Annotated in this window: 18 protein-coding genes and 1 pseudogene; 13 read left to right on the top strand and 6 right to left on the bottom strand. The window is 45.3% G+C overall.

The window, feature by feature from the left end; all coding sequences use genetic code 11:
• The first annotated feature begins 255 nt into the window (after window positions 1–255).
• Entirely contained in the window at window positions 256–867 is a 612-nt protein-coding gene (locus RWM02_RS05500; protein WP_314069845.1) for a LysE/ArgO family amino acid transporter, read from the top strand.
• 171 nt (window positions 868–1,038) lie between these two features.
• Here RWM02_RS05500 and RWM02_RS05495 read toward each other — a convergent pair.
• Window positions 1,039–3,495, bottom strand: a pseudogene (locus RWM02_RS05495) (molybdopterin-dependent oxidoreductase).
• Window positions 3,496–3,793: 298 nt separating this feature from the next.
• Here RWM02_RS05495 and RWM02_RS05490 point away from each other — a divergent pair.
• Window positions 3,794–4,498, top strand: a complete 705-nt coding sequence (locus tag RWM02_RS05490; RefSeq protein WP_314069842.1) for a metallophosphoesterase — start codon at window positions 3,794–3,796, stop codon at window positions 4,496–4,498.
• A 539-nt stretch (window positions 4,499–5,037) separates the two neighbouring features.
• Here the strand turns inward: RWM02_RS05490 and uvrB are convergent.
• Window positions 5,038–7,014, bottom strand: a complete 1,977-nt coding sequence (gene uvrB / locus RWM02_RS05485) for an excinuclease ABC subunit UvrB (RefSeq protein ID WP_314069838.1) — start codon at window positions 7,012–7,014, stop codon at window positions 5,038–5,040.
• A 68-nt stretch (window positions 7,015–7,082) separates the two neighbouring features.
• Here uvrB and RWM02_RS05480 point away from each other — a divergent pair, with 68 nt between their 5' ends.
• From RWM02_RS05480 to RWM02_RS05435, 10 genes are all read left to right on the top strand, one after another.
• A complete protein-coding gene (locus tag RWM02_RS05480; protein ID WP_002946115.1) occupies window positions 7,083–7,316 on the top strand; it encodes a hypothetical protein in 234 nt (77 codons plus the stop codon).
• A 7-nt stretch (window positions 7,317–7,323) separates the two neighbouring features.
• On the top strand, window positions 7,324–7,548 hold the full coding sequence (locus tag RWM02_RS05475; protein ID WP_002953755.1) for a hypothetical protein: 225 nt from the start codon (window positions 7,324–7,326) through the stop codon (window positions 7,546–7,548).
• Window positions 7,549–7,679: 131 nt separating this feature from the next.
• Window positions 7,680–8,189 (top strand): type II secretion system protein, encoded by a 510-nt coding sequence (locus RWM02_RS05470; RefSeq protein ID WP_314069833.1) that lies wholly within the window; start codon window positions 7,680–7,682, stop codon window positions 8,187–8,189.
• 131 nt (window positions 8,190–8,320) lie between these two features.
• On the top strand, window positions 8,321–8,734 hold the full coding sequence (locus RWM02_RS05465; RefSeq protein WP_314069831.1) for a prepilin-type N-terminal cleavage/methylation domain-containing protein: 414 nt from the start codon (window positions 8,321–8,323) through the stop codon (window positions 8,732–8,734).
• Complete coding sequence (locus RWM02_RS05460; RefSeq protein ID WP_314069828.1) at window positions 8,734–10,812, top strand: primosomal protein N'; 2,079 nt, start codon at window positions 8,734–8,736, stop codon at window positions 10,810–10,812. Before RWM02_RS05465 ends, RWM02_RS05460 begins: the two co-directional genes overlap by 1 nt.
• Before the next feature lie 634 nt (window positions 10,813–11,446).
• Entirely contained in the window at window positions 11,447–12,079 is a 633-nt protein-coding gene (locus RWM02_RS05455) for a DUF417 family protein (RefSeq protein WP_314069825.1), read from the top strand.
• A gap of 329 nt (window positions 12,080–12,408) precedes the next feature.
• Complete coding sequence (locus RWM02_RS05450; protein WP_122863518.1) at window positions 12,409–13,161, top strand: DUF4272 domain-containing protein; 753 nt, start codon at window positions 12,409–12,411, stop codon at window positions 13,159–13,161.
• 390 nt (window positions 13,162–13,551) lie between these two features.
• On the top strand, window positions 13,552–14,610 hold the full coding sequence (ispG, locus tag RWM02_RS05445) for a flavodoxin-dependent (E)-4-hydroxy-3-methylbut-2-enyl-diphosphate synthase (protein WP_122863519.1): 1,059 nt from the start codon (window positions 13,552–13,554) through the stop codon (window positions 14,608–14,610).
• A 260-nt stretch (window positions 14,611–14,870) separates the two neighbouring features.
• Entirely contained in the window at window positions 14,871–16,280 is a 1,410-nt protein-coding gene (locus RWM02_RS05440; RefSeq protein ID WP_314069818.1) for a replicative DNA helicase, read from the top strand.
• Window positions 16,281–16,303: 23 nt separating this feature from the next.
• Window positions 16,304–17,578 (top strand): ComEC/Rec2 family competence protein, encoded by a 1,275-nt coding sequence (locus RWM02_RS05435; RefSeq protein ID WP_314069816.1) that lies wholly within the window; start codon window positions 16,304–16,306, stop codon window positions 17,576–17,578.
• Here RWM02_RS05435 and RWM02_RS05430 read toward each other — a convergent pair.
• Entirely contained in the window at window positions 17,575–18,405 is an 831-nt protein-coding gene (locus RWM02_RS05430) for a YihY/virulence factor BrkB family protein (protein ID WP_314069815.1), read from the bottom strand. The two genes, RWM02_RS05435 and RWM02_RS05430, sit on opposite strands and share 4 nt — an antisense overlap.
• 185 nt (window positions 18,406–18,590) lie before the next feature.
• On the opposite strand from RWM02_RS05430, the gene RWM02_RS05425 reads away from it, so the two are divergent.
• Window positions 18,591–22,241, top strand: a complete 3,651-nt coding sequence (locus RWM02_RS05425; RefSeq protein ID WP_314069812.1) for a S6 family peptidase — start codon at window positions 18,591–18,593, stop codon at window positions 22,239–22,241.
• Window positions 22,242–22,322: 81 nt separating this feature from the next.
• Here RWM02_RS05425 and RWM02_RS05420 read toward each other — a convergent pair whose 3' ends face one another.
• The 3 genes from RWM02_RS05420 to RWM02_RS05410 are packed head-to-tail and all read right to left on the bottom strand — an operon-like array spanning window position 22,323 to window position 24,999.
• Window positions 22,323–22,898 carry a hypothetical protein gene (locus RWM02_RS05420; RefSeq protein ID WP_314069809.1) on the bottom strand — a complete coding sequence of 192 codons (576 nt, stop codon included), beginning with the start codon at window positions 22,896–22,898 and terminating at the stop codon, window positions 22,323–22,325.
• A gap of 2 nt (window positions 22,899–22,900) precedes the next feature.
• Window positions 22,901–24,283, bottom strand: coding sequence for an FAD-linked oxidase C-terminal domain-containing protein (locus RWM02_RS05415; RefSeq protein ID WP_314069806.1), 1,383 nt, complete (start codon window positions 24,281–24,283; stop codon window positions 22,901–22,903).
• On the bottom strand, window positions 24,283–24,999 hold the full coding sequence (locus tag RWM02_RS05410; RefSeq protein ID WP_314069804.1) for a plasminogen-binding N-terminal domain-containing protein: 717 nt from the start codon (window positions 24,997–24,999) through the stop codon (window positions 24,283–24,285). The genes RWM02_RS05415 and RWM02_RS05410 overlap by 1 nt, the downstream gene beginning before the upstream one ends.
• Window positions 25,000–25,007: the final 8 nt, after the last annotated feature.

Below are 25,007 nucleotides of genomic sequence, written 5' to 3'. Positions count from 1 at the left end.
GGTAACTCCCGTCGCCAAATTTAAAAGCGCCTCGTCTAGAACAAAAATACTTCGCCTTATCGTTTTACGCTCAAATTTGAAGTCAAATTTTTAGATTTCGGCTTCAAAATTGACGCACCGAGACCCGCATCTTGAAACTTCTAAATTCGGCGAGCAAATTTGCAAAAAATCTACGCGTGCGGCAATTTTACTTAGCCGAGTTTTTTGTCGCACGCATTTCGGTCAAAAAATTAAAAACAAAATATAAGTGATAAAATGATTTCTTTCAATGCCTTCTTCTCTGGTTTTTCTCTCGGACTATCGCTGATTTTAGCCATCGGAGCGCAAAACGCCTTCGTGCTAAAACAAGGCATCAAAAAACAGCATGTTTTTCTCGTTTGCGCTATCTGCGCGCTTAGCGACGTCGCGCTGATTTTTGCGGGAGTATCGGGCTTTGGCTATGCGGTTGAGCGCTACCCTATCATCAAAACGGCCGCGCTTTGGGGCGGATTTGTGTTTTTGAGCATTTACGGGGTTCGTAGTCTTTATAGCGCGTTTAGCGCCTCGCATGCGCTAACGGCAGGCGGCGAGGAGGCGCGCAGTACGGCTAAAACGGCGCTTCTTACGCTAGCTTTTACGTGGCTAAACCCGCACGTATATCTTGATACTGTCGTACTTTTAGGCTCGGTTTCTACGAAATTTAGCGAGCGCGCGGGACTCTTTGGCGCGGGCGCGATGTGCGCGTCGTTTGCGTTTTTCTTTTTGCTCGGATACGGAGCTAGATTTTTAGCGCCGCTGTTTCAAAAGCCGGCCGCATGGAAAATTTTGGAGTTTTTCGTCGGCGTTACTATGATAGCGCTTGGCGTGATGTTAGTCGTCGGCGAGTGAGGCGTTTAAATTTGACGACGACAGTGTCTATTTTATTTTTGAAACAGCAACTTTAATGCACACCGAAGCGGATCAAAAACGACAAGACAAGTAATCTCAAATAAGGCTACCGCAAATAAAACCACACGAAGTTACAAGATTAAAAAAGCGGAGCCTAAGCCCCGCCTTAAATTAAGCGCCTATGATTTTTGGTTTTGAAAACGCTCTGATAGGCCTTATTGCGCCTTTATATTTTTCGACCTGGACCAAATTCGTATGAGCGATGTTGCTTTGCGCTAGCTTGCTCGTGCCTTTGTCTTTTGTGAGTACGTTTACACATCCGTGCTGGCATAGGCTCTTTTTGCCGTAGACTTCGGGGTCGTACCATGCGCCTTCGCATACGATTACGACGTCGTCTTAGGTTATGTCGCTCACTATCGCTCCGCATAAAATTTCGCCCCTATCGTTAAACACCTTGACCACGTCTCCTGTTGCGATGCCGCGCTTCTTGGCCGCGCTTTGGCTGATAAATATTGGCTCTCTACCGTTTACTTCAGCGTACTTTCTAACTATGGAGTTATCTAGCTGAGAGTGCAGTCTGAAGCGAGAGTGCGGAGTGTTTAGCGCGAGAGGATATTTTTTAGTTTTTTCTTTATCGCCAAGCCACTCGGTAGGCTCAAACCATGCCGGATGCCCAAAGCAGTCGTCGTATTTCATTTTTGCGATGACGGGCGAGTAAATCTCGATTTTTCCGGACGGCGTTCCGAGTCTAAATTTATTCGAATTTTCTCTAAAATTCGCAAATCTAGTATAGTATTTTTTCTCTTCGTCTTTTTTGTCGAATTTTACGTATCCTTTTTCCCAAAACTCATCGAACGTAGGCAAATTATCGTATCCGAGCGCTTTGGCTTGATCCATGGCGTCGGCAAAAATTTCTTTTATCCACTCCATCTCGGTCTTGCCCTCGGTAAATACCTCTTCCATGCCCCATCTCTTGCAAATTCCTTTGCAAATTTCAAAATCGCTTCTGCTCTCGCCCATAGGCTGGACGGCTTGTTTTATGGCAAATATATACTCGCCCGTAGCGTTTGACTGCTCTATATCGTTTCTCTCAGGCTCTATAGCTGCAGGCAGGACTATGTCGCTAAGCTTAGCTCCGCTAGTCCAATATGGCTCTATGGTTATCACGGTATCAAGCTTTTTCCACGCTTGTACCGCGCGGTTTATGTCTTGATGTCTCGTAAATATCGAGCCGCTAGCGCTTACGGAAACTCTCATGTGCGGGAGTTTGTAAATTTCGCCGTTTCTTTGCATCTCTTGGCCTGGATTTAGGAGTGCGTCTATTATTCTGCTGTTTGGCATGACGTAGCCTTTGTTTTTTACCCAAGGGCTATTTTCTGTGGTGTATTTTTCGCTAGGAACCGAGCTTAGGCCTTTTAGAGCCGGCGCGATAAAGCTATCCGTGCTGGTTTTATGCCCCTGATCGCAAGTCATAAAGCCGCAACCCTCTTTGCCTATGTGTCCTAGCATCGAGGCTAGCGTGATGAGAGCCCAATACGACTGCTCTCCGTGATCTTGCCTTTGGATGGCAAAACCGCTTATTATCAAAGACTCGTTTTTGGCTAACGACACGCAAAGTTCCTCTAGCTTTTTGACGCTTACACCGCAAATTTTGCTAGCCCAGTCTAAATTTTTAACTACTTTGTCGTGAGTGCCTAGAAAATAATCTTTAAATTTATTAAATCCGACGGTGTATTTTCCTATAAATGCTTCGTCGTATAGTTTATTTTCGTATAGATAGTGGCACATACCTATCATCATAGCCGTATCGGTTCCCGGCACCACTCCTATAAAGTCCGAGTTTAAATACCTAATCGTATCGTTTTTATAGGTATCTACGGCGTAAATTTTCTTCTCGCCTTTTGCGTTCATCTCTTTTAGTTTGGCATACACGTCGTAACCTTCGTGAGTAGGAGCGCCTACGCCTATTTCATTAGTTACTACCGGGTTGCTCCCCCAAAATACTATCGTTTTGGCGGACTTTAGTACTGCTTCCCATTTTGTCGGAGCTTCGTTTGGTTCGATGGTTCCGATAACGTGAGGCATGATAACGTGACCCGCGCCGTAGGAGTAGTTGCCGTCTTCTGAGACGAAGCCGCCTAGTATCGTTAGCATCCTCCTAGCCGTAGCTCTACCCCAGCTAACTTTACCGCTGCCGCCCCACCAGTAGCACTCTCCGTAGATACTCTCGGAGCCGTATTTTTCAAAATTTTCTTTTAGAGCTTTTGCGGCTAGATCAAGCGCCGTATCCCAGCTAACTCTTACGAATTCCTCCTCGCCTCTAAGCTCGGGTTTGTTCGGCCCCTTTTTCTCCAGATAACTCTTTCTAACGCAAGGATACAGTACTCTGCTCTCGTTTTGGACGCAATCTGCAACGGCGTTGTTTAAAGTGCTTGGGAATTTATCCGCCTCAAAAGGATCTACGCTAGTTATCTGTCCGCTGACTACGTTTGCGTAAAACGGACCGAATCTATTTGCACAAAAAACTTTCTTCTGGTCAAAAAGCGTCTGGGTAACGCCCTCTATCCTGCTAGCTTGCAGGCTAACGCCGGCTAATGCGCTAAGCTTTAAGAAATTTCGTCTTTTCATTTTTTCTCCCTTGAAATGAAATTTGGTTATCTCGTCTTTGGTGTTGGGTTAAATGTACTCTCGGCTAAGCCTACGACTAAATTTGAGGTCGTCGGCGTTATTTATTAAACCTCCTTGAAGTATAAAAACTAATTTTATCGTTATATGATATTATAAGAGATAAAGAATAAAAAATATATAAAAAATGTGATTTTTAGTAGATATTGTTTGTTTTTAAGCGTATAAGAGCGTGAAAGCGACTGTAAAATTTATAAAAAATGGCTAAAATTTGAGCTAAATTTAAGATAGGCAAATAAAAATGTTAGATGATTATGACGACCAAATTTACCTCATCGGTGACGTTCACGGCTGCTATAAAACGCTTTGCGCCTTGATAGATCGCTTGGCGCGGGGCACCGATTCTAAAATTTGCTTCGTCGGAGATCTGATAGACCGCGGCGAGGGAAGTTTTGAGATCGTGCAGCTAGCGATGCGGCGCGGCTATGCGGCCGTGATGGGCAATCACGAGTACCGCCTTTTGCAACACAAGGATGCATTTTTACGCGGCGAGACGCCTAGCGATCCGCGCTGGTTTTACCTAAACGGCGGCGCGCAGACTTTTGCCTCCTATGCCAAAGCTAGTCGCGCACAAAAGCTCGCGCATTTAGAGTTTTTATCAAATTTACCGCTTTATTTGGAGCTTGCTGCGTTTAAAAACGCACAGGGCAGGCGGCTTGTCGCGTCGCATTCGGCGATTGGGCGGATGTGGGCGCTACGCAACTCTCACGGCGATAGCGCGGCGGAGTTTAGGCGGCATGTGCTTTGCAGCAGAGGCGATTTTAGCCAAAACGAAGGCGTTTTTAACGTCTACGGACATACGCCGATCGCTGAGCCTGATATCACGGAATTTAGCGCAAATATCGACACAGGCTGCGTTTATAAGCATGATTTCGGCCGTCTTTGCGCGCTCGAGTTTCCGAGTATGCGGGTTTTTATGCAGGAAAATATCGAGGACGGAGAGTAAAATTTGCCGAAATTTGAGGCTAAATTTGACTAAAATTTGAAATTTTATCCGCCGAGACCCGAATCTTTAAAACGTTAAATTTGAGTTGGTTAAATTTGGCGTTAAAAATTAGATTTTTTGCATAAATCAATCTTTCTTGTTAAGGGGGAGGGGGCTTGAATTACGCTCTGCTTTGCAGTTGCGAAGCGTAGCTGAAGCAAAAGAGTTCCCTTCCCCCTTAACAATCCACTATCCTCGACGACGTGAGAGGTTGCTGCGCTTTGCGCAGGTTTAAAATTGGCGTTGCGCACGCGCTTTCAAATTTACGACGGAGTTAAATTTGGTACCGTCAAGATATGGGTCTCGGTGAGTAAAATTTGAAACCGAAATTTACAAATTTAGCCAAATTGGACTCCAAATTTGAACGCAAAACGATAAGGCGGAAGTATTTTGCGATAGATTTAAATGTTGTGTAGATAAAATTTTGCGTAGGCTGGACAGGTAGTCCGTCGAGCAAAATTTTAGCAAACTCATTTAAAGATACGCAAAAGACAACGCTTTCATAGTTTACGTATTTTGGCGATTTCGTCGCGCAATGCCGCCGCCTTCTCAAACTCCAGCTGCTCCGCGGCTTCTAGCATCTGCTTTCTTAGCTCTTTTATGATACTCGCTCGCTCGGCGGCAGGCATTTTTTCCAGATTTGCGCCTTTTCTCAAGATCTCCGTGCCGTCCTCGACGTGCAGGCTCTCCTCGATGTTTCGGCTGGCCGAGCGTGGCGTGATACCGTGGGCGCGGTTGTATTCGTCTTGCATCTTGCGGCGCGCTAGCGTCGTATCCATAGCTTCTTGCATGGATTTGGTGATCTTTTTGGCAAACATCAGCACTTGGCCGTTTACGTTTCTAGCCGCGCGCCCCATCGTTTGGATCAGGCTCGTCGTCGAGCGTAAAAAGCCCTCCTTATCGGCGTCCATGATGGCTATGAGGCTAACCTCGGGCAGATCAAGCCCTTCTCTTAGCAAATTTATACCGATGAGCATATCAAACTCGCCCCCTCTTAGCCCGCGGATGATCTCGTTTCGCTCGACGGCGTCGATGTCTGAGTGCATGTATTTGACCTTGATGCCAAGCTCGGTGTAGTAGCGGCTGAGCTCCTCGGCCATCTTTTTAGTGAGCACGGTGACTAGCACCCGCTCGTTTCTCTCGATGGTTTTTTTCGCCTCGTCAAATAAAATCTCCACCTGATTTTCGCTGTCTTTTATCTCGATTAAGGGATCAAGCAGTCCGGTCGGGCGTAAAATTTGCTCGTAGACGTGGCCGCGGCTTAAATTTATCTCGTATTCGTTCGGGGTCGCCGAGACAAAAAGAAATTTGGCGCGTTTGTTTATAAACTCGTCAAATTTTAGCGGACGATTGTCAAGCGCGGACGGTAGACGAAATCCGTACTCCACCAGTACCTCTTTGCGGCTGCGGTCGCCCGCGTACATACCGCGAAACTGTGGTAGGCTCACGTGGCTTTCGTCCACGATGACTAGATAGTCCTTGCCGCCTAATTCGAAATAATCAAACATCGAGTAGGGCGTCTCTCCCGCCTTTTGTCCTGTTAGGTGGCGCGCGTAGTTTTCGATGCCCTTGCACATGCCCGTGCTACTCATCATCTCTAGGTCAAATTCCACTCGTTGTTTTAGGCGCTGCGCCTCGACGAGCTTGCCTTTCTCGCTAAATTCTTTTAGCCGCTCCGCCAGCTCCTCTTCTATCTGTTTGATGGCGATTTTGAGGCGGTTTTCGCCCACGATAAACTGGCTGGTCGGGTAGAGGATAAATTTTTTCAGGTCGTGTCTTTTTTTGTTTTCCAGCACATCTAGGCTATACATCGTCTCGATCTCGTCGCCGAAAAACTCGATCCTAAACGCCTCGTCGTTAAAATACGCGGGATATACGTCCACCACGTCGCCGTTTACGCGAAAGTCGCCGCGGTCGAAATAAACGTCGTTTCGCTTATATCCCATATCCACTAGCTTTTGCAGTAGCGCGCGCTGGTTGATTTTATCGCCGACGTTTAGGTATGCGACCATGCCTTGGTATTCGCTAGGATTACCTAAGCCGTAGTTGGCCGACACCGACGCCACGCACACGACGTCGTCAAAGCTGAGCAAGCTCGCCGTCGCAGAGAGACGCAGACGCTCGAGTTCTTCGTTTACGGAGCTATCTTTTTCTATAAAAAGGTCTTGACGCGGGATGTAGGCCTCGGGCTGATAGTAGTCGTAGTAGCTGATGAAATACTCCACGTGATTTTTAGGGAAAAAGCCCTTAAATTCGCTATAAAGTTGCGCGGCAAGGGATTTGTTGTGCGTCATGATTAGAGTGGGCATATTTAGCTCTTTTATCACGTTTGCCATCGTAAAGGTCTTGCCCGAACCCGTGACGCCTAGAAGCGTTTGATATTTGTTTCCTGATTTTACAGACGCGACGATGTTAGCGACTGCGCGGGCCTGATCCTCGCTCGGGCTAAATTTGGACGAAATTTCAAAATTTTTCATTTTTTACCTTAAAAATCAGCTTTTTTTGTTACAATTACGTAAAATTATACCAAAACTAAGGAAAAATGATGTTTGACGACGATAAAGTGCTAAATACCCTAACTGATAGAGTAAACGACCTGCTAGCTAGATATAACGAAGTTTGCGATGAAAATGAATCTTTACGCAACGAGCTAGTAAGCGTGAAGGCACAAAACGAAGCCAAGAGTAATCAAATCGCACGCCTCGAAGAAGATCTAAGAGCTAAAAACACCGAGAGCGACGACGTTATCCGCAAGATCGAAGCAGTACTGGGAAAATAAATAAGCTATGAGAAAAATAACGGTCAAAATCGCCTCTACTTCTTATACTATTAGCCTTGAAGACGAATTTGCGCAAAGCTTTGAACGCGAGTGGGATACTTTTACGGATGGCAAAAGATATCTTGACGTAAAAGAACTGCTAAGCGCCTTTGTGCAAAAATGTTATGAAAACTATCAGCAGGAGCGCGAACTGCGCTCACTGGCTCAAAAGCTCAGCAAAGAGATCGGCTAAAATTCGCACCTTCGTTTCGTTTTTACACGTTCCTTATAAATTTATTGCTATTTTATTTTTTTTTAAGTTAAAAGTCGTATAATTCCGTTTAACTACATAAGTGTATGTAGAATTCATACAAGGAGTCTCATATGAGAAAAGGTTTTACAATGATCGAGTTGATCTTCGTGATCGTTATACTAGGTATCCTAGCTGCTATAGCTATCCCAAGACTAGCTGCTTCTAGAGATGACGCAGAGGCTGTTAAAACTGCTAGAGCGATGAGCGTTTTAGTTAGCGATGTATCATCGTACTATGTATCACAAGCTGCTCTAGGTGCAGCATTAACTGACATGACTGGCGTCAAATTTGTTGGAACTCCAACACTAGAAGGTCAGATGGATTCTGCTGGTAAAAAATGCGTAAAAGTTACAGTAACAGCAGGCGATGCTAATAATCCCCCTGTGATTACGTTTAGCAATGGTGATGATGCAACGACTGCTAACACTATATGCCCAAGACTTCTTACTAACGGCGCAGTTAAGAATCTAATGGAGAAAACATATACAAAAACTACTCCAGCAACAACACCTGGTGGCAATCCTACAACTACACAAGAAAAAGGTATAGCTATCGGTGGTACTACTACGATTAAATTCTAATTTTTTTAATCAAGTAGTTACATATGAGGCCTAAGACTTTCGCGAGTCTTAGGCCTTTTTAAATTTTATCGCCTAGATTTTATTTATAGATTATTGTGGTATAATCTTGCTAAAAAACAAAAGGAATGCAAATGAAGCGAGCATTTACTATGATTGAACTTGTTTTTACTATAGTTATTATAGGTATTTTGGCGGCAATCGCCGTGCCTAGGCTATTCGTTAGCAGAGATGATGCGGTACTGGTTAGGGCTAGATCTGATATAGCATCGATAAAAAGCGCCGTTACAAATGCATATAATGCAAATATGCTAACCGGTAATTTTACCTATCCCGCACTCGAGAAAGCAGGTAGCACTACTGGACTTTTATTTGAAAATGTTTTACAAAGCGGTATAAAAATTGATAATAAAAGCGGATGGACCAAGGATGGGAATGACTATATTTTTACACTTCGTGGAAGTTCCACTAGATTTACCTATGATCAGGCAAGCGGCACTTTTTCGTGCCCTAGAACCGATAGCCTTTGTAGCGCCTTAACGGAGTAATGCTCTACTACCAAATTTTACCTAGCGGCTTAAATCTTAAGCCGCTTACCTATCATTCAAATTTTAAAATCTCAAATTTTACCCAAGTCTTAATCAATATAAAAAATAAAAAAATTATTGGCTATGTTTTGCAAGGAGTGACAGAGCCAAATTTTAAAACGCTTGAAATTTTAGAAATTTTGCCCGCTACGCTTACGCCGATACAAATCTCGCTTTTAAAATTTATCTCGCACTATTACGTCGTAAATTTATCTGTTGCGGCCGGACTTTTTACTCCGCTAGAGGCCGAAGTGTTCAATTTAACGCAAGCGCAAATTTTGAGCGAAAAAAACGAGACAAATGCAAAATTTGACGATGGCAAAGAGTCAAATTTGACTACGGAATTTGACGAAACATCGCAGCCGAATTTACTCCAAAATTTAAATAATAATAGCTTGCAAGAAAAATTGAACTTAAATGAAAATGTTGCTGCCAAATTAAATTTTAATAATCCCGCACAGTCGCCCAAAATAAGCTCCGATCAGTTAGTTGCAACGGAATTTTTCCCAAAAAATCCAAACCTAAACCAAGATCAACAAGAAGCGCTAAAATTCGCTAAAAGCCATAAAACGAGTTTGATTTTCGGCGATACGGGAAGCGGAAAAAGCGAGATTTATTTTTCTCTTATCCGCGAATATCTACTCGCGGGCAAACAAGTTTTGCTTTTGATGCCGGAAATCTCGCTCACACCGCAGATGACAAAGCGACTAAAAAGCTATTTTGGCGAAAAATTTGGCGTTTGGCATTCTAAAATAACTCCAAAAAAGCGCGGCGAAATCCTGCAAAAATTTCAGAGTCGCGAGATAAATTTGATCGCAGGCGCGCGTTCGGCGCTGTTTTTGCCGTTTACCGAGCTTGGACTCGTCATCGTCGACGAGGAGCACGACGACAGCTACAAATCTGCGCAAAATCCGCACTATAACGCCCGCGACCTCGCGATATTTCTCGCGAGCAAATTTGACGTAAAAGTCGTGCTAGGCTCTGCGACGCCAAGCGTAACCAGCTTTGCTAAACAGCCGCATTTTAGGCTAAAAGGCACGTTTTTTAAAAGCGAGAAAAAATTTATCTACGACGAGAGCGAGACGGGGCTAAGCGGCATTGTGCTGGACGAGCTTGCGGCGAGTTTTGCGGGAGGCAAACAGGCGGTCGTTTTCCTACCCACGCGCGCAAATTTCCGCTATCTTTCATGCCGCGAGTGCGGCAGCACGATAAAGTGCCCGTTTTGTAGCGTCGGGATGAGCTTTTATAAAAGGCGTAATCTGCTAAAGTGCCAGTACTGCGGCTTTACGGCGTCTGCTACATGCTCGTGCGAGAAATGCGGTAGCCAGATGATCGAGGCAAAAAAAATCGGCACCGACGAGCTAACGGAGACCTTGCGCTCGGCGTTTCCCGCGGCTAGGATAGCAAAATTCGACCGCGACGAGATCACGACGCAAAACAAGCTCGAAAAGACGCTAAAGGCCTTTAACGCGGGCGAGATAGACGCGCTAGTCGGCACGCAGATGCTTAGCAAAGGCCATGATTATCATAATGTAGATTTGGCTGTTATCATGGGCGTGGACGATCTTTTGAGCTTTCCTGATTTTCGCGCTAGGGAGCGGACGCTGGCTCTTGCTATGCAAGTAGCCGGCAGAGCCGGGCGCGCGGGGCTTGGGCGCGTGGTCGTGCAAAGTAGGCAGCGGGAGTTTTTTGAAAATTTTATCGAGGATTATGATGCGTTTTTAGAGGAGGAAACGCTTGCTAGAGAGCCGATATATCCGCCGTTTGCTAGGCTTTTGCGCGTTGTCGTTTCTGAAAAAAGCGAACAGGCGGCAAAACAAAGGCTTGAAATTTGCGTAGCCGAGCTTGAAAATTTACGCGCCGTAGAATCTTCGCTCGAGATAGTCGGACACGGCAAGTGCGGAGTCGAGATTTTAGGGGGTAAATTTCGCTTTGAGATTTTGCTGCGCTGCGCCTCGCACGCTCCGCTTATCAAAGCCGCTCGCATCTGCGCCGCGCACGGCTTTGACGTCGATATGGATCCGATAAATTTCTCGTAAATTTTGCTTTTGTCTGATTTTTATTTATAGGGCTTAGATACGTTGCTGTAAGCATTTTGCAAAGTTTGTAAAATCAAATTTTGCATTCTATGTGATCTTGAAATTTAAGTTGCGATAAATTTGCCGTCCGGCAAGTTAAGCTTGTTTTTTGATACAAATTTAGCCGCTTTGATTTTTACGATGTTTATAAAATCTTAAATTTGACGAACGCAGGTTGGTTAATTTAGATCGAGTCTCTTAAATTTACGGTTAATCAAATGCTTGCAATCTTTGCAGAAGAGATTTTCAATCCAGCCTTACGTGCTTTAGCTCTTACGAATATTTTAGTCCTTCGTGTTGTCTATGCTTTTACTGTGTGTAAAAGATGTATTTGCTTGCTTTTTTGTTTTTATCGCTCGCAAATATAGACATTATATGATCAGATAATGCCTTAAGCTTTTACCGTATTCTATAAACTTCAAATTTAAAGTCTTGCTTAATCCAAAACTAAAATGTAATTAAAGTTTCCATTTATGATAATGCTTATCTTTTTAAGCAGAATTTTATATGATTTATATATAATCCCGTTATAATTTTATCTAGCCTTAAATATACAGTCTAATTAAAATTATAAAAATCACCCTAAAGGAACTTAATGCAAAAATTTTTACAAGCCCTAGCAGGCTCGCAAAAATATTTCGTAAACTACGTTAGCGTCGCGATTTTTATCGTAATGGTGTGGATAGGCGGACTCAAAGTCGTGCAATACGAGGCCGACGGCATCGTGCCGTTTGTAACCAACAGCCCGTTTTTTAGCTATATGTATAGCAAAAAAGATATCGTAGATAACGGCAAGGGCAAAATGATCGCCGAGTACAACCTACACAAAAATCCGGAAGGCTTGGTCGTGCCTAAAAACATCGAGTGGCATAAACAAAACGGTACTTACGCGGTTTCGTACCTCATCGGCGCGATGATCTGCACTATCGGTACGCTAGTGCTACTTGGCATCTGGTTCCCTAAACTAGGGCTTATCGGCGGGCTGCTGACGTTTGGCATGTCTATCGTAACGCTTAGCTTTTTGATAACGACGCCTGAGACTTGGGTGCCGAATCTAGGCAATCCGGCGCTCGGTATCGCCGAAAGCCCTAATCACGGCTTCCCGTATCTATCGGGTGCCGGACGACTGGTGTTAAAAGATATAATAATGTCTGCCGCGGGGCTAATCGTAGCCTCAAATGCGGCACGCAGGCTTTTGGAGTGCTGCAAAAGCTGCGCAGGTAAATAAAATAGCGGATTTTGGCGAGCGGTAGGCCTAAATTTAGACATCTCTCCGCTCGCGGCCGTTTTTATCCCTAAATTTACGGTCTTACCGTAATTTTATCTTCTTTTTCTACCCCAGACTAATTTTTGCGCCAAACACCACACCGGCGGAACTCTGAAAAAGTCACTAAATTTTATTTTTTACATTCTGTGGATTAGCAAGCGTTGATTATTAAATTTGCCTTTGCTTTTTATCTTGTCAAATTTAGCGAGTCAGGCGTAGCCGTAAGAGAAAATTGGGCATTTTTGTACTAAAATACCCGCATAAATTTATGCAAATTTTAAGGAGAAGGCGTGGGTATTTTTGACTTTTTTAAAAAAGTGGCCGATAGCGCGCGAAAAAGAAGCGCAAGCGCCGTAAAGATCGGCAAGACCGCGCAGGAGCGCAAGGATATAAGCATCGAAATTTTAAAATCGCAAGGCGTGCCTTTTATAGATCATCTGCCGCTACGATACGAGACGGGCGAGGTCGCACTGCGCGAAAAGGACGAGGTTATCGCACGCTCTATTTGCTCGTTTGCTGCGATAATGTGCGCTTGCACGATCAGAGATAACGGCGAGCTAACGGACGAAGACAAGCAGGGCACGAAGGATTTTCTCGATAACCGCTTCGGGTGCATAGACAAGCTAACGCGCATGGAGCGTCGCGTCATAGAGGGCAAAGCGAGCTACGACGAGGCCGTAAATATGGGCTGGAAATACGAGTCGCTGTGGGCGCTGCTTTGGGCGATGGGGCTAGTAAAAGAGCTGGATTTCCCAAAGGATATCTGCGATTGCAATTTTGTAATGAAGACCTTTAGCGGCGATTTTTCGGAGTGCGTAAAAATGCGGGATACTGATGAAATCCTGCAGGCGCTCGATCTCGTCTACCGCTATCACTGGGCGTGCGTCAATGCCAGAGTAAACGGCACTAAGAGTGCAGGTCTTGATGAAGAGGTCGTGATGGAAAGGCGCGGCGGGCTAGAGTGGCTGTGCTGCAAGGGGGCTGAAAACGATAATCCGAGCGATGAGTATAATGCGTGGGATTATCCGGATCTAAACACCTAGCAGTTTGTCTTTTTCTACTTATACTTCGTTTAAATTTAATTTTCAAGCTCGGCAGGTCCTTGCCTAGCCTACGCTTAAAAATCTTCTGCTAGCAGCTAAGAGCGTAGCGAAGTAGAAATTTTGCCTCGCCGTACTACTGGGAGGCTAGCCACTATAACGCAAAGCTTGGCGATATGATGCTGGAGTTCTTGTCGGGGCAGGGCGAGCATGCGGGGCTAGGCGTAGAGATAACTAGCAAAAACATAGACGCGCACATAGAAAATCAAAAAAGAAATTTATAGATACGCGGGAGTATAGGCGCGAGGTTTTCGGCGAGTAGGTTTTGGAGCGGTAAATTTATTTAAAAGCCAAGATTTTATATAATCTCACAATAAAATTTAAAGGCTAAATTTGCAAAGATACCCCACGAAACAGATAAAAATCCGAGACGTAAAAATAGGCGGAGATGCGCCCATATCGGTGCAGTCGATGACGTTTAGTAAAACAAAAGACGTAAAAGGCACGCTAGAGCAGATACAGAGGCTTTATTTTGCCGGCTGCGATATCGTGCGCTGTGCCGTGTTTGACAAAGAGGACACCGCCGCGCTGCGCGAGGTCGTGAAGGCTAGCCCGCTGCCCGTCGTCGCCGATATTCACTTTAACCACAACTACGCCGTGATAGTTAGCGAGTTCGTCGACGCTATCCGCATAAACCCGGGAAACATCGGCTCCAAAAAGAACATCAAAGCCGTTGTGGACGCGTGCAAGCAGCGAAATCTGCCTATCCGCATCGGCGTAAACTCGGGCTCGCTAGAAAAGCAGTTTGAGGACAAATACGGTCGCACGGTCGAAGCGATGGTGCAAAGCGCGCTTTATAATATAAATTTGCTCGAGGATTTTGACTTTACCGATATCAAAATCTCGCTAAAATCAAGCGACGTCGAGCGCACGATGGCCGCTTATCGCGCGCTTAGGCCGCTTGTGGCGTATCCATTTCACTTGGGCGTGACGGAGGCCGGCACTAGCTTTCACGCGACGATAAAGTCCGCGATCGCGCTAGGCGGACTGTTGCTAGAAGGCATCGGCGACACGATGCGAGTTAGTATCACGGGCGAGCTAGAAGAAGAGATCAAGGTCGCAAAAGCGATCCTAAAAGATAGTGGCCGCCAAAAAGAGGGGCTAAATATCATCTCGTGCCCGACCTGTGGGCGTTTGCAAGCTGATCTCATGGCTGCGGTAAAGCTCGTCGAGGAAAAAACCAAGCACATAAAAGAGCCGCTAAACGTCTCGGTGATGGGCTGCGTCGTAAACGCGATCGGCGAGGCTAAGGGCGCGGACGTGGCGATAGCGTTTGGCAAAGGAAACGGCATGATAATGCGCAAAGGCGAGGTGGTTGCAAGGCTGCCCGAGAGCGAGCTAGTGGATAGATTTTTACTAGAGATCGACGACGAGATAAAGTCGCGGGCGTAAATTTCGGGCGTCAAATTTGAGATTTGGCGACGCTCGGCTCGGCTCGGTCAAATTTGAGCCGATAAATTTGATTTCCGGCTCGGGTTTAAATTTGATCGTCAAATTTGAATCTAATTGCGAAACTGCGTTCTTTACGGCGCTAACTCAAATTTGACTGCTCAAAGCTAAAGCAAATTTACGCGCAAGCGTCAAATTTGAATCCAAATTTTATAAAATCCGCCCAAACGCAGGCAAATTTAACAAGATAAAAGGACACGAAAATGGCAAAAGAAAACATCGATATGCACAATCTCTACGACCTAGATATGGAGCGCGCGATCCTCGCATCTATCATCTATAGCGCGGATAATCTAAGCGAGATTTTCGATATCATAAGCCCGTTTGACTTTTACCTGCGCGCTCACGGCGACGTTTACGACGCGATGGTAAAGTGCCTGAATGAAAATTTGCCCGTAGAAACGGGATTTTTAAAAACCAAACTAGGAAGTAAATTTGACGAAAACGTTATGAGCGAGATCATCGGCACGAACTCAATCCTGGACGTGAAAAAATACGCCAATGAAATCAAAGAAAAATCTATCAAACGAAGCTTAGTAAAAATCGCGCACCAGATACCTAGCAAAGTGAGCGAGGATAAGCCCAGCCGCGATATGGTGGACGAGCTGAGTCAGAGTTTTTATTCGCTAATGGACGGGCAGAGCGCGGGCGTCGTAAAGGACGCTCCCGTCATCATCGCAGACGTCATCGCGCACCTAGAAAAGCAAAAACTGCTCGAGGATAAGGATATCGTGGGCATCGACACGGGTTTTCGCCAGCTAAACGAGATGACCAAGGGCTTTAAGCACGGCGACCTCATCATCATCGCGGCGCGCCCGGGTATGGGAAAAACCACGATTTGCTTAAATTTAATGAACCACGTGCTGATGCGCGGCGGCGGCGTGGTATTTTTCTCACTTGAGATGCCCGCCGAGCAGATCATGCTGCGTATGCTAAGCGCCAAAACCTCGATCCCGCTACAAAACATAATGACTGCTAAAATGGACGACGAGGAGTGGTCGCGCCTAAGCGACGCGTGCGACGATATGGCTAGTCGTAAGCTTTTCGTCTACGACAGCGGCTACGTAAACATCCACCAGATCCGCACGCAGATGCGCAAGCTCAAGTCCTCGCATCCCGAGATCACGCTGTGCGTCATCGACTACATCGGCCTCATGATGGCGACGTCAAATTTCTCCGATCGCCACCTGCAGATCGCCGAAATCTCGCGCGGACTAAAGCTGCTAGCGCGCGAGCTAGACATGCCTATCATCGCGCTTAGCCAGCTAAACCGCAGCCTAGAGTCCCGCGCGAACAAACGCCCGATGCTAAGCGACCTGCGCGAATCAGGCGCCATCGAACAGGACGCCGATATGATACTTTTCGTCTACCGCGACGAGGTTTACCGCGAGCAGGAGGAGAAGGAGGCCGAGAAAAAGGCGCATGCCGAGGGCAAGGAGTACGTGCGTAAATTCGTCCCTAACAAGATCGAAGAGGACGCCGAAATCATCGTGGGCAAGAACCGAAATGGCCCGGTCGGCACGGTGGAGGTAATATTTCAGAAGGAATTTACGCGCTTTGTAGATAAGAGTTTTGGCGCCGCGCACGTAGCGGAGTTTAACCCAAACGCCTAAAATGCGCCCTTTAAGCTCAAATTTTGCAAAAGCCGCAACGTAAATCTATCTTTGAAAACGCGCGCGAGGTTTATATATTTTGCCTTGCGTGCGCGCTCATTTTGGCGCTAAATTTGGGCTTTAGCTACTATAAATTTTGGGGATTTAAAGCCCAAAACGGCGTTATCCTGCAAGCCAAAATTTTACAAAACTACGAAAAAACGAACGAAAAAGGTAAAATTTACCGCGTTTTGAAGCTAAAAACCAATGATTTTAGCTTCTACACGACGACGCGGGCGGACTTTGACGCGGGAGCGAGCGAGCAAATTTTAATCGGCGTTGAAAACAAAAACGTCAAATTTAAAGAGTACCTAAGCGGCTCGTTTTATATGCCTAGCTACGGCGTAGCCGAACTTAGGTACGCCGCGAGCAAGGAACGAATTTACGATAAAATTTTCGAGTTTATTGCCGAGCAGCACGAAAGCGAAAAAATGGCAGAGCTTTTTACCGCGCTGTTTTTGGCCGCGCCCGTGGGCAAGGAGCTGCGCCAAGACGTAAATTTCTACGGCGTAGCGCACCTCATCGCGATCTCGGGTTATCATCTGGGACTGATTTTTGGGGCGTTATATTTTATTTTGCGCCCGATTTACCGCTATTTTCAGGCGCGCTATTTTCCGTATCGAAACGCTAAATTTGACCTCTCGGCCGCGATTTTTGCGGTTTTGTTTTGCTATCTTGCCTTGATCGGTTTCGTGCCGTCCTTTTTGCGAGCGTTTTTGATGGGATTACTAGCTCTGTTTTTGCTCGCTAGAAACGTGCGCGTCGTTAGCTTTGAGCTACTTTTCGTCGTGATTTGCGCTGCCGTGGCGCTGATGCCGAGTCTACTTTTTAGCATCGGATTTTATTTTTCGTGTATGGGTGTGTTTTATATTTATCTGTATTTGCGGCACTTCGGCGAGCGATTTTCAAATTTAAGCAACGCTATCTTGCTAAATTTTTGGGTATTTTCGGCGATGATTTTGCCCGTGCTTTACTTTTTCCCGCTCGTTAGCGCCCAGCAGCTAGCCGTCTTACCGCTCACGCCGCTTTTTAGCTTATTTTATCCGATTAGCGCGCTTTTGCACGCGTTTGGCGCTGGCGGGGCGCTTGACGAGTATTTGCTCGAATTCCTCTCATGGCGCGCAAAGGGGGTAAATTTGAACGTGCCGTTTTGGCTATTTTTGCTTTACAACGCGCTGAGCTTAGCAAGCGTCAAAAGCAAAATTTTGGCCGCCGTTATCGTGCCGCTAAATTTACTCTGCTTTGCCGCGCTTTTTTAAGCTTCTTTGTCGCTCTCGCCCGCTTTTTCCAGATACGCGCACAGCTTTACGCCGTAAAGAAATATGATCCACGACACGTAAATCCACACGAAAAAGAGCAGCACTACGGAAAACGAACCGTAGATGCTAAGATAGGTTTTGTTGTTTGCGGCGTAGAAGACGAAGATATTTTTGCCAAGATACCAGATGAGCGAGGCTACGAACGAGCTAAAAAGCGCGTTTTTTAGGGCGATTTGGCGGTTTATCGAGATGAGATACGTCACGCAAAATATCGCCCAAATGATGAGGTACGGAAATATGCTGAGAAAATTTATCCACTTCGTGTAGGTGCTGGAGTTTAGCATATCTTGAAATAAATTTGAGAGATAAAAACTAAGCCCAAGCCCTAAGGGAGCCAGCGTAATGAGTGTCCAATAGGCACTTAGCGAGTTCCAAAATTTGCGGCTTTGCGTGTGCATGATGCGGTTGATGACGTATTCATAATCGGCAAAAAACATGATCGAAGTAAAGATGATGGCGCCAAGGCCGAGGATGCCAAGGCTCGAGCTGTTTTGTAAAAAGGTCTCGATGTAGTTTGATATCGCGTCTTGGTTTGAGGGTAGTAGCTGGGCGAATATAAATTCCTTGATTTTGGCGTAATAGACGCTAAAGCTTGGCATCTGCGTAAAAAGCGAGAGCGAGATGAGTAGCACGGGGATGATGGAGAGCATCGTGTGAAAACTCAGGCTTGATGCGTAGTGCAACAGCTGCTTGTCCTTGATCTTTAGCATCGCCGTGAGCCAAATTTTAAGCGTTTGTTTTATCTTTTCAAATTTTTGCGCAGTCATCTTAAATCCTTAAATTTTAGGTATTTTACAATTAAAGATTTTAAAATAAAGAATATTTTGCTAAGGGTTGCAAAAAAATTAAAAAGCGTATATAATGCGCCTTCAAAATTTATTAGAGATTTGTTAAATTGTATTTATAATATTATTATGAAATTTAAATAAAGTAAATAATTTGGAGGTTATTTGTGAATAATAGATTTGGTATTTCGATTGTTTTAGCTAGCATTTTGTGCACCTGTGCCAACTCGCAGGTTATGGATATAGGAACGAATTATTATAGGGATTATCTTGATTTTGCGCAAAATAAGGGCGTTTTTGCTCCGCAAGACGCTCCGCTAGAATTTGCGCAAAGAAACGGCGACAAATTTACGTTTGATAAAATCCCAAATAGCGGCGCTAGGAATAATAAAGGAAATTTTACCTCTCTGGGACGAAATTTCGTCGTAACGGCAAATCATACGTTGGGGGCTGCTGCGGCTAGTAATTTTAATGAAAATAGAGGGTGGTTTGGCAATACAAAATACGAATATCTAACATCGCATACGGCAACTTCTACGGAAAAACTATACAACTCCGATACAGCCTATATGCGAACCACAAAATATATCGTAGAGGGACAAATTGATCCGCTAGATGTGCCGAATTTAGATATCTCAGGTACTGATAGAACCAAAGATGAGGCCAATGCAAAAAAGATAGAAGACTATATAAAAGATATAAAAAATAGCGGCGGGGCTAGAGGCGATAACGTCCTTGCCTATCAGGCGGGCACCGGAGCGCTTGGGCTTGAAAAGCCAAAACCAAAGACGGAGTCGGACGGATATAACACCGTCGTAAGCGCAAGAGAATTTGAAGATCAAGGTATCGTTAACCAGGCTTTGGGCGGAAGCGTAAATGAAATAAGCGTGAATTATTCGGCACATTATAAAACTAATCTTTCAAGTATAAATAGGCCTGGGGTTTATATGTTTATGACCTCCGATAGAGGCTTTAGAAATAGGCTTTTGCCGGGCGATAGCGGTTCTGGGTTTTTCGTGTACGATACAGTGGCGCAAAAATGGGTTTTAGTAGGGGTTTTATCCACGGTAGCCGATAATAGCAACAACGCCTCAATCGTAACGATGACCGATTTTAACGACTACAAAAAAGACTATGAAAACGACGTGGCTGGATCAAATGTTACGGATGCGCAACTTGTGCAAAACAAAGACAATATATTAACCGCTACAAGCGACGTAACGCTAAATTCGGACTTAGATCTAGGGCACGGCGGAATAGTGGTCAAAAACGGGGATGTCGCGATCGGCGGTAGCGGTAAGATTAAAAAACTTGCAGGCTTTGACGTTGCTAGAAGAGCAAGTCTAGATTTAAACGTCGTTTCAGATACGAGTATTCACAAGATCGGCAAAGGAAACCTAATCGTAAATTCTAGCGGTAATAAAGCTCTAAGGCTGGGCGACGGCGTCGTAGAGCTAAAAACGGCAAACGCTTTTGAAAATATTTACGTAACGAGCGGTAGAGGCTTGTTAAAGCTTGGCGTAGACGATAGCTTAAAAGATAAAATTTTCTTTGGAAACGGCGGCGGAAAGCTTGATTTAAACGGATTTAATCAAACCTTTAGCAATGTTTCGGCCAACTCAAACGCCGCCAAAATAACCAACCTAGGCACGCAAAGATCGACACTTACTGTGAGCGGCGAAAACGGTAAAGATACGATATTTCATGCGAGCGTAGACAAAAATATAGACATAAAACACGATGGACAAGGACAAGAGCTTGTGTTTGACGGCGGTTTTGATATAGACGGAAGCCTGACTCTAAATAACGCCAAAGTGACTTTGCAAGGACACCCGACCGCTCACGCTACGGCAGATACTAGCGTCTTAACGCAGGCGGTAAAGGATAAAATAGCCGCCGCAGGCCTAACCTTGCCCGAGTATATGGATCTAACTCGTCCGTCGACGCTGTCTCAGCCTGATTGGGACAAAAGAGAATTTAACGCAAAAGAGGGTATAAATTTAAATTCCTCAGAGCTTACGATAGGCAAGGAAGCTGACTTAAACGGCGAAATAAAAGCCGCAAACTCGGTTATAAATTTAAGCGGCGATTTGGCTCACTATATAGATAAATTTGACGGATCAAACACCTATGATGACGGATTAAAATACCGCCAAAACGTAGAAAAAGGAAATTTGCTAGTTAAAGACGTAAGTTTTAAAAATAAAATCGTCATGGATAGCGACAGTATGCTAAAAGTCGGCGGCACAACCACAAAGCTAAGAGAACTTGTCGTAAACGGCAAAAATACCGCTCCTACTCGTAGCATAGTGGCTGGAAGCGGCAAATTAGAAATAGAAGACTTAGGAGTTAGCGGAGCAAATAAACTAACCTTTGAGCCTGATACGACCGTAACGAAAAATTTAAATATTAAAGATTTCGGCAACGCAGACGAGCCGATTTTGGACTTTAAAAAGGTTTTGACACTTGGCGCGGGGATGAAATTTAATATCGACTTTACGACTGCTTTAAAAGGGCAAATGACAGCCGATAAAACCTACACACTAGTAAGCGCTACAAATATCGTAAACAAGGGCGCAATATTTAATATGGAGCAAAAGATTAATGATCTTTTTACTACCTATACCATAAAAGACGGCAAAATTTTGATGAGCTTGAGCGACAAGCAGGCTTCAAATCCGCAGGTAACGCCAGGAGTGGAGCAGGGTTTAAAAATAGCAGAGTTTAGCGAAAGACAAAACAAGATCCTAAATATGCTAAAAAATACGCCTGAATATGAAAATGCCGTTCAAAGCGCCGATATGGAAACGATAAAGCGTATGGCGCTAAAGGCGGAATCCGATATGAAGGAAATTTCGGCTTCATCTTTAAAAATCAGCGTTAAGGCCTTGCAGAACAACAACGAGCTGATCAACTCAAGACTGTCGCGAATTATGCAATTAAGGGCAAAGGCTGATATCTCTAAATTTAGTCTAGCCGGGCTTGAGAGCGACTTTAAACCAACTGCTGCGATGGCTTATGAGGCGGCTGAGGCGGATAGGCTGAGAAATAACTTCTGGGCGAACGTAAACGGAGCGTACTTTAAAGATAAAGATAGCGGCGGAGATTTAAAATTTTACGGTACTAATATCGGCTACGACAGGAGCTACGACGAATTTATTTTGGGCGCTAGCGCGGGCGTGAGCAAGGCTAAATTTAGCTCTGGCGCCATGAGCGACGATGCTAAAATTTACAGTTTTGGAGCGTATGGATTTTTTGAGCGAGACGCTCACGAGATACAGAGCAATCTAAATTTAGCCTTCGTAAACTCTAAGCGCAGCTTAAACGATTCGCAAAAGGCTAGCGTAAGAAGCACGGGCGTCCTTTCGAGTAACTACTATAAATATAAAATTTCCCTCGGCTCAAACGGCGAATACGCTCAGGCTATCAAGCCCGTACTTGCGCTAGAATTTGGCGCAAACGGAGTAAAGGGTTTTAAAAACGACATATACGACCAAAAAGACATAAACGACTTTAACGTAGCTTTGGGGGTCGGCCTCGAGTATGTGCTAAATAGCGACAAAAATGCATTTGCGGCTCAATTTTTAGTAAAACAAAACGTCTATAACTCTGACGACAAATCTTATGTTTCGCTTAATAACTCAAATGAATACGTCGACTACAAGCTCGACAACAACAAGCTGGTCTATAAGCTAAATTTGTCTGCAAGCACGGAGTTTAGCAAAAATTTTGCGGTTTCTTATCAGCTTAGCGGAATGCTAGATAACGATAGAAGCTACGGCGTAAGCGGCGGCGTGAAGCTGGAGTATAAATTTTAAAACGTAGGCGTAAGAATGAGGCGGATGATTTCCGCCTCTGTAATTTTTAGTATTTTTGCTGGACCATTTTCGTCCTAAAATTTAGCTACTTAGAGGTTTAAGGTTTTTAAATTTGATATTTTTGCGTATCAATTTTTCTAAATCATCCATGTCTTTTCTCGCATACAATGACCCAAATCCAAATTTAGTATCGCTGTTTTCGCATTTTATTTTGAATACTTTTTCATCGCCTCTGAGAGCAACTCCGACATCATAAATCATTTCGTCAAATTTAACTTCATAGGAGCGTTTAAAGCCAAACAATCCTATCTCTTTTGAGATGCCGTCTTGCTTGACTCTTATGCCTTTTTGCATCAGGGTATAAAAAGCGAAAGCCAAAAGGCAAACCGATAGCATATCGTAAAGAAATAGCAGCAGATTATAGTCGGCGAATAATTTTTTATGTGCCACTCGGCTTGATAGCAACATTGCGCCGCAACATGAAAACATTAAAAAGTACATTATCTTTAAAAACGGGTCAGGACGTATAAGCAAGTCTCCGCAACCGACGTGCCGAAAAGATATTTTGTCATTTTTCCTAAAAAGCAGTACAGCCAAAAAAACAATCACCAAGGCGTCAAGGGCTATTTTTAAAAAATCAGCTACGCCTTGCGCCAAATTTACAGCCCCATTTTAAACGGGTTTAGGATATTGTTCGGATCAAACGCCTTTTTGATACTTCTAAAAAGCTCCATCTCGGCGTCCGTAAAGGCAAGCGGCATAAACTCGGCCTTGCTGATACCGATACCGTGTTCGCCGCTAAGCGTACCGCCAAGCTCCACCGCGATCTTAAAAATTTCCTCGATCGCTTTGTGTCCGCTCTCTACCTGCGTCGGGTTGGTTTTGTCCACTACCATGACGTTAGTGTGTACGTTGCCATCCCCCGTGTGGCCGAAACACGGCACCTGCACGCCGTATTTTTCAGCGACGCCGCCGATACGCTCTAGCAGCTCGGGTAGCTTTGAGCGCGGCACCGTGATGTCCTCGTTTAGCTTTAAATTTCCGTAGATATTTATCGCCTGCGAGCAGTTGCGGCGGGCGAACCAGATGTCGTTTCGCTCGCTCTCGTCCTTAGCGCGCCTAAATTCGCTAGCGCCGTTTTCTCTAAACACTCGCTCTATCGTAGCAAGATCCTGCTCTAGCCCGTCTAAAACGTCGCCGTCTACGTCGGTGATGAGCAAAGCGCCCGCATCTTGCGGTAGGCCTTTGTTAAATTTGGTCTCGACCGCGCGTATGCAAAGAGCGTCTAAAAATTCCATAGCTACAGGCGTCACGCCTGCCGCCATCGTCTTATAAACGGCGTTCATCGCGGCATTTACGCTAGGAAAAATTCCCATCGCCGTTTTTCTAAATTTAGGCTTTGCGATGAGTTTTAGCGTGATCTCGGTTATTACCGCTAGCGTGCCCTCGCTGGCGATGAGGATGCCTGCGATATTGTATCCCGCGACGTCTTTTATCGTGCGTTTGCCTGCGCGGATCACTTCGCCGTTAGGCAGCACGGCTCGTAGCGCCATGACGTAGTCTTTGGTGATGCCGTATTTTGCCGCACGCATGCCGCCTGCGTTTTCGCTGACGTTGCCGCCTAGCGTTGAGTACTCCTGGCTGGCGGGATCTGGCGGGTAGAAAAGCCCTAGCTTCTCGGCTTCGCGCTGTAAATTTATATTTATACAGCCCGGCTGCACGACGGCGACCATGTTTTGCATGTCGATCTCTAGGATTTTGTTCATGTGCTTTTCAAAAGCAAGCACCACGCCGCCCTCGTGCGCTAGCGCACCTCCCGTAAAGCCGCTACCCGCACCTCTAGGCACGATTATGATTTTATTTTCGTTACAGTACTTTAAAATCTCGCTAACGTCGCGCTCGTCCCTAGGGAAAAGCACTCCGTCGGGCAAATGTCGCTTTCTGGTCGCGTCGTAGCAGTAGGCGATCCTGTGCGCGTCGTCGAAGTAGGCGTTGTCCGCGCCTAGTAAATTTACAAAAAATTTAGCGTGTTTTTCGTGCATCATTTTTCTTTCAAAAGAGCTTTGTAGTGGCGGTCAAAGTCGCTGATCTGCTCCGAGCCCCATTTCCAAAATACCGTATCGATGTCCTTGACGCGAGTGTAGAAAGGCAGCTGGTAGTATTTGACCGCGCCGCTTTGGAAGCGTTTTAGCGGCTCGAAACTCTGGCAATCGGCAAAAAGCGCTTCGTTGTTCATGGCGATAAAAATGAGCCCCGCAGCGCTTTGAGAGCACATTTTGCGAAAATCGTCGCGGCTAGGGTTTGGCTTATACTCGTAGCTTAGGTACGAGCCCACGATATCGGGGTGGATAAAGGTGATATCTTTAAAAGCGTTCGTTACTTCGGCGTAAATTTCTTTGTTCGGCACGATGATGAGCGAGCGGTTGTATAGGTAGTTTAGGATGATCTCGTCGCCGCCTTTAGGCAAAATTCCCGGTATCGGTAGAGCTTTTTGCGCTAACGTGTCAAATACCTCGAATCGCACCTTCGCAAAGCCTCCGTCTTTTTCCGTAACGACGGCGCGAGCGATGATTGAGCTTTGAGAGCCTTCAAATTTATGCATCACGACGCCGCTACTGCCTACGACGATGTCCGAGCTGTCTATGATCGTGCCTACGCCCTCATCCACGCTTATTAGCGGGGTTTTGTACTCTCTCATCGAGAATTCCGCCGCAAAACCGAGGCAAGCCGCCGCTAAAAATAAAAGAAATTTTTTCAAAATTTATC

Origin of the sequence: Campylobacter showae (assembly GCF_963515975.1) — a bacterium.
Classification (GTDB): Bacteria; Campylobacterota; Campylobacteria; order Campylobacterales; family Campylobacteraceae; genus Campylobacter_A; species Campylobacter_A showae_F.
This window is presented reverse-complemented; position numbering and strand designations above follow the sequence as displayed.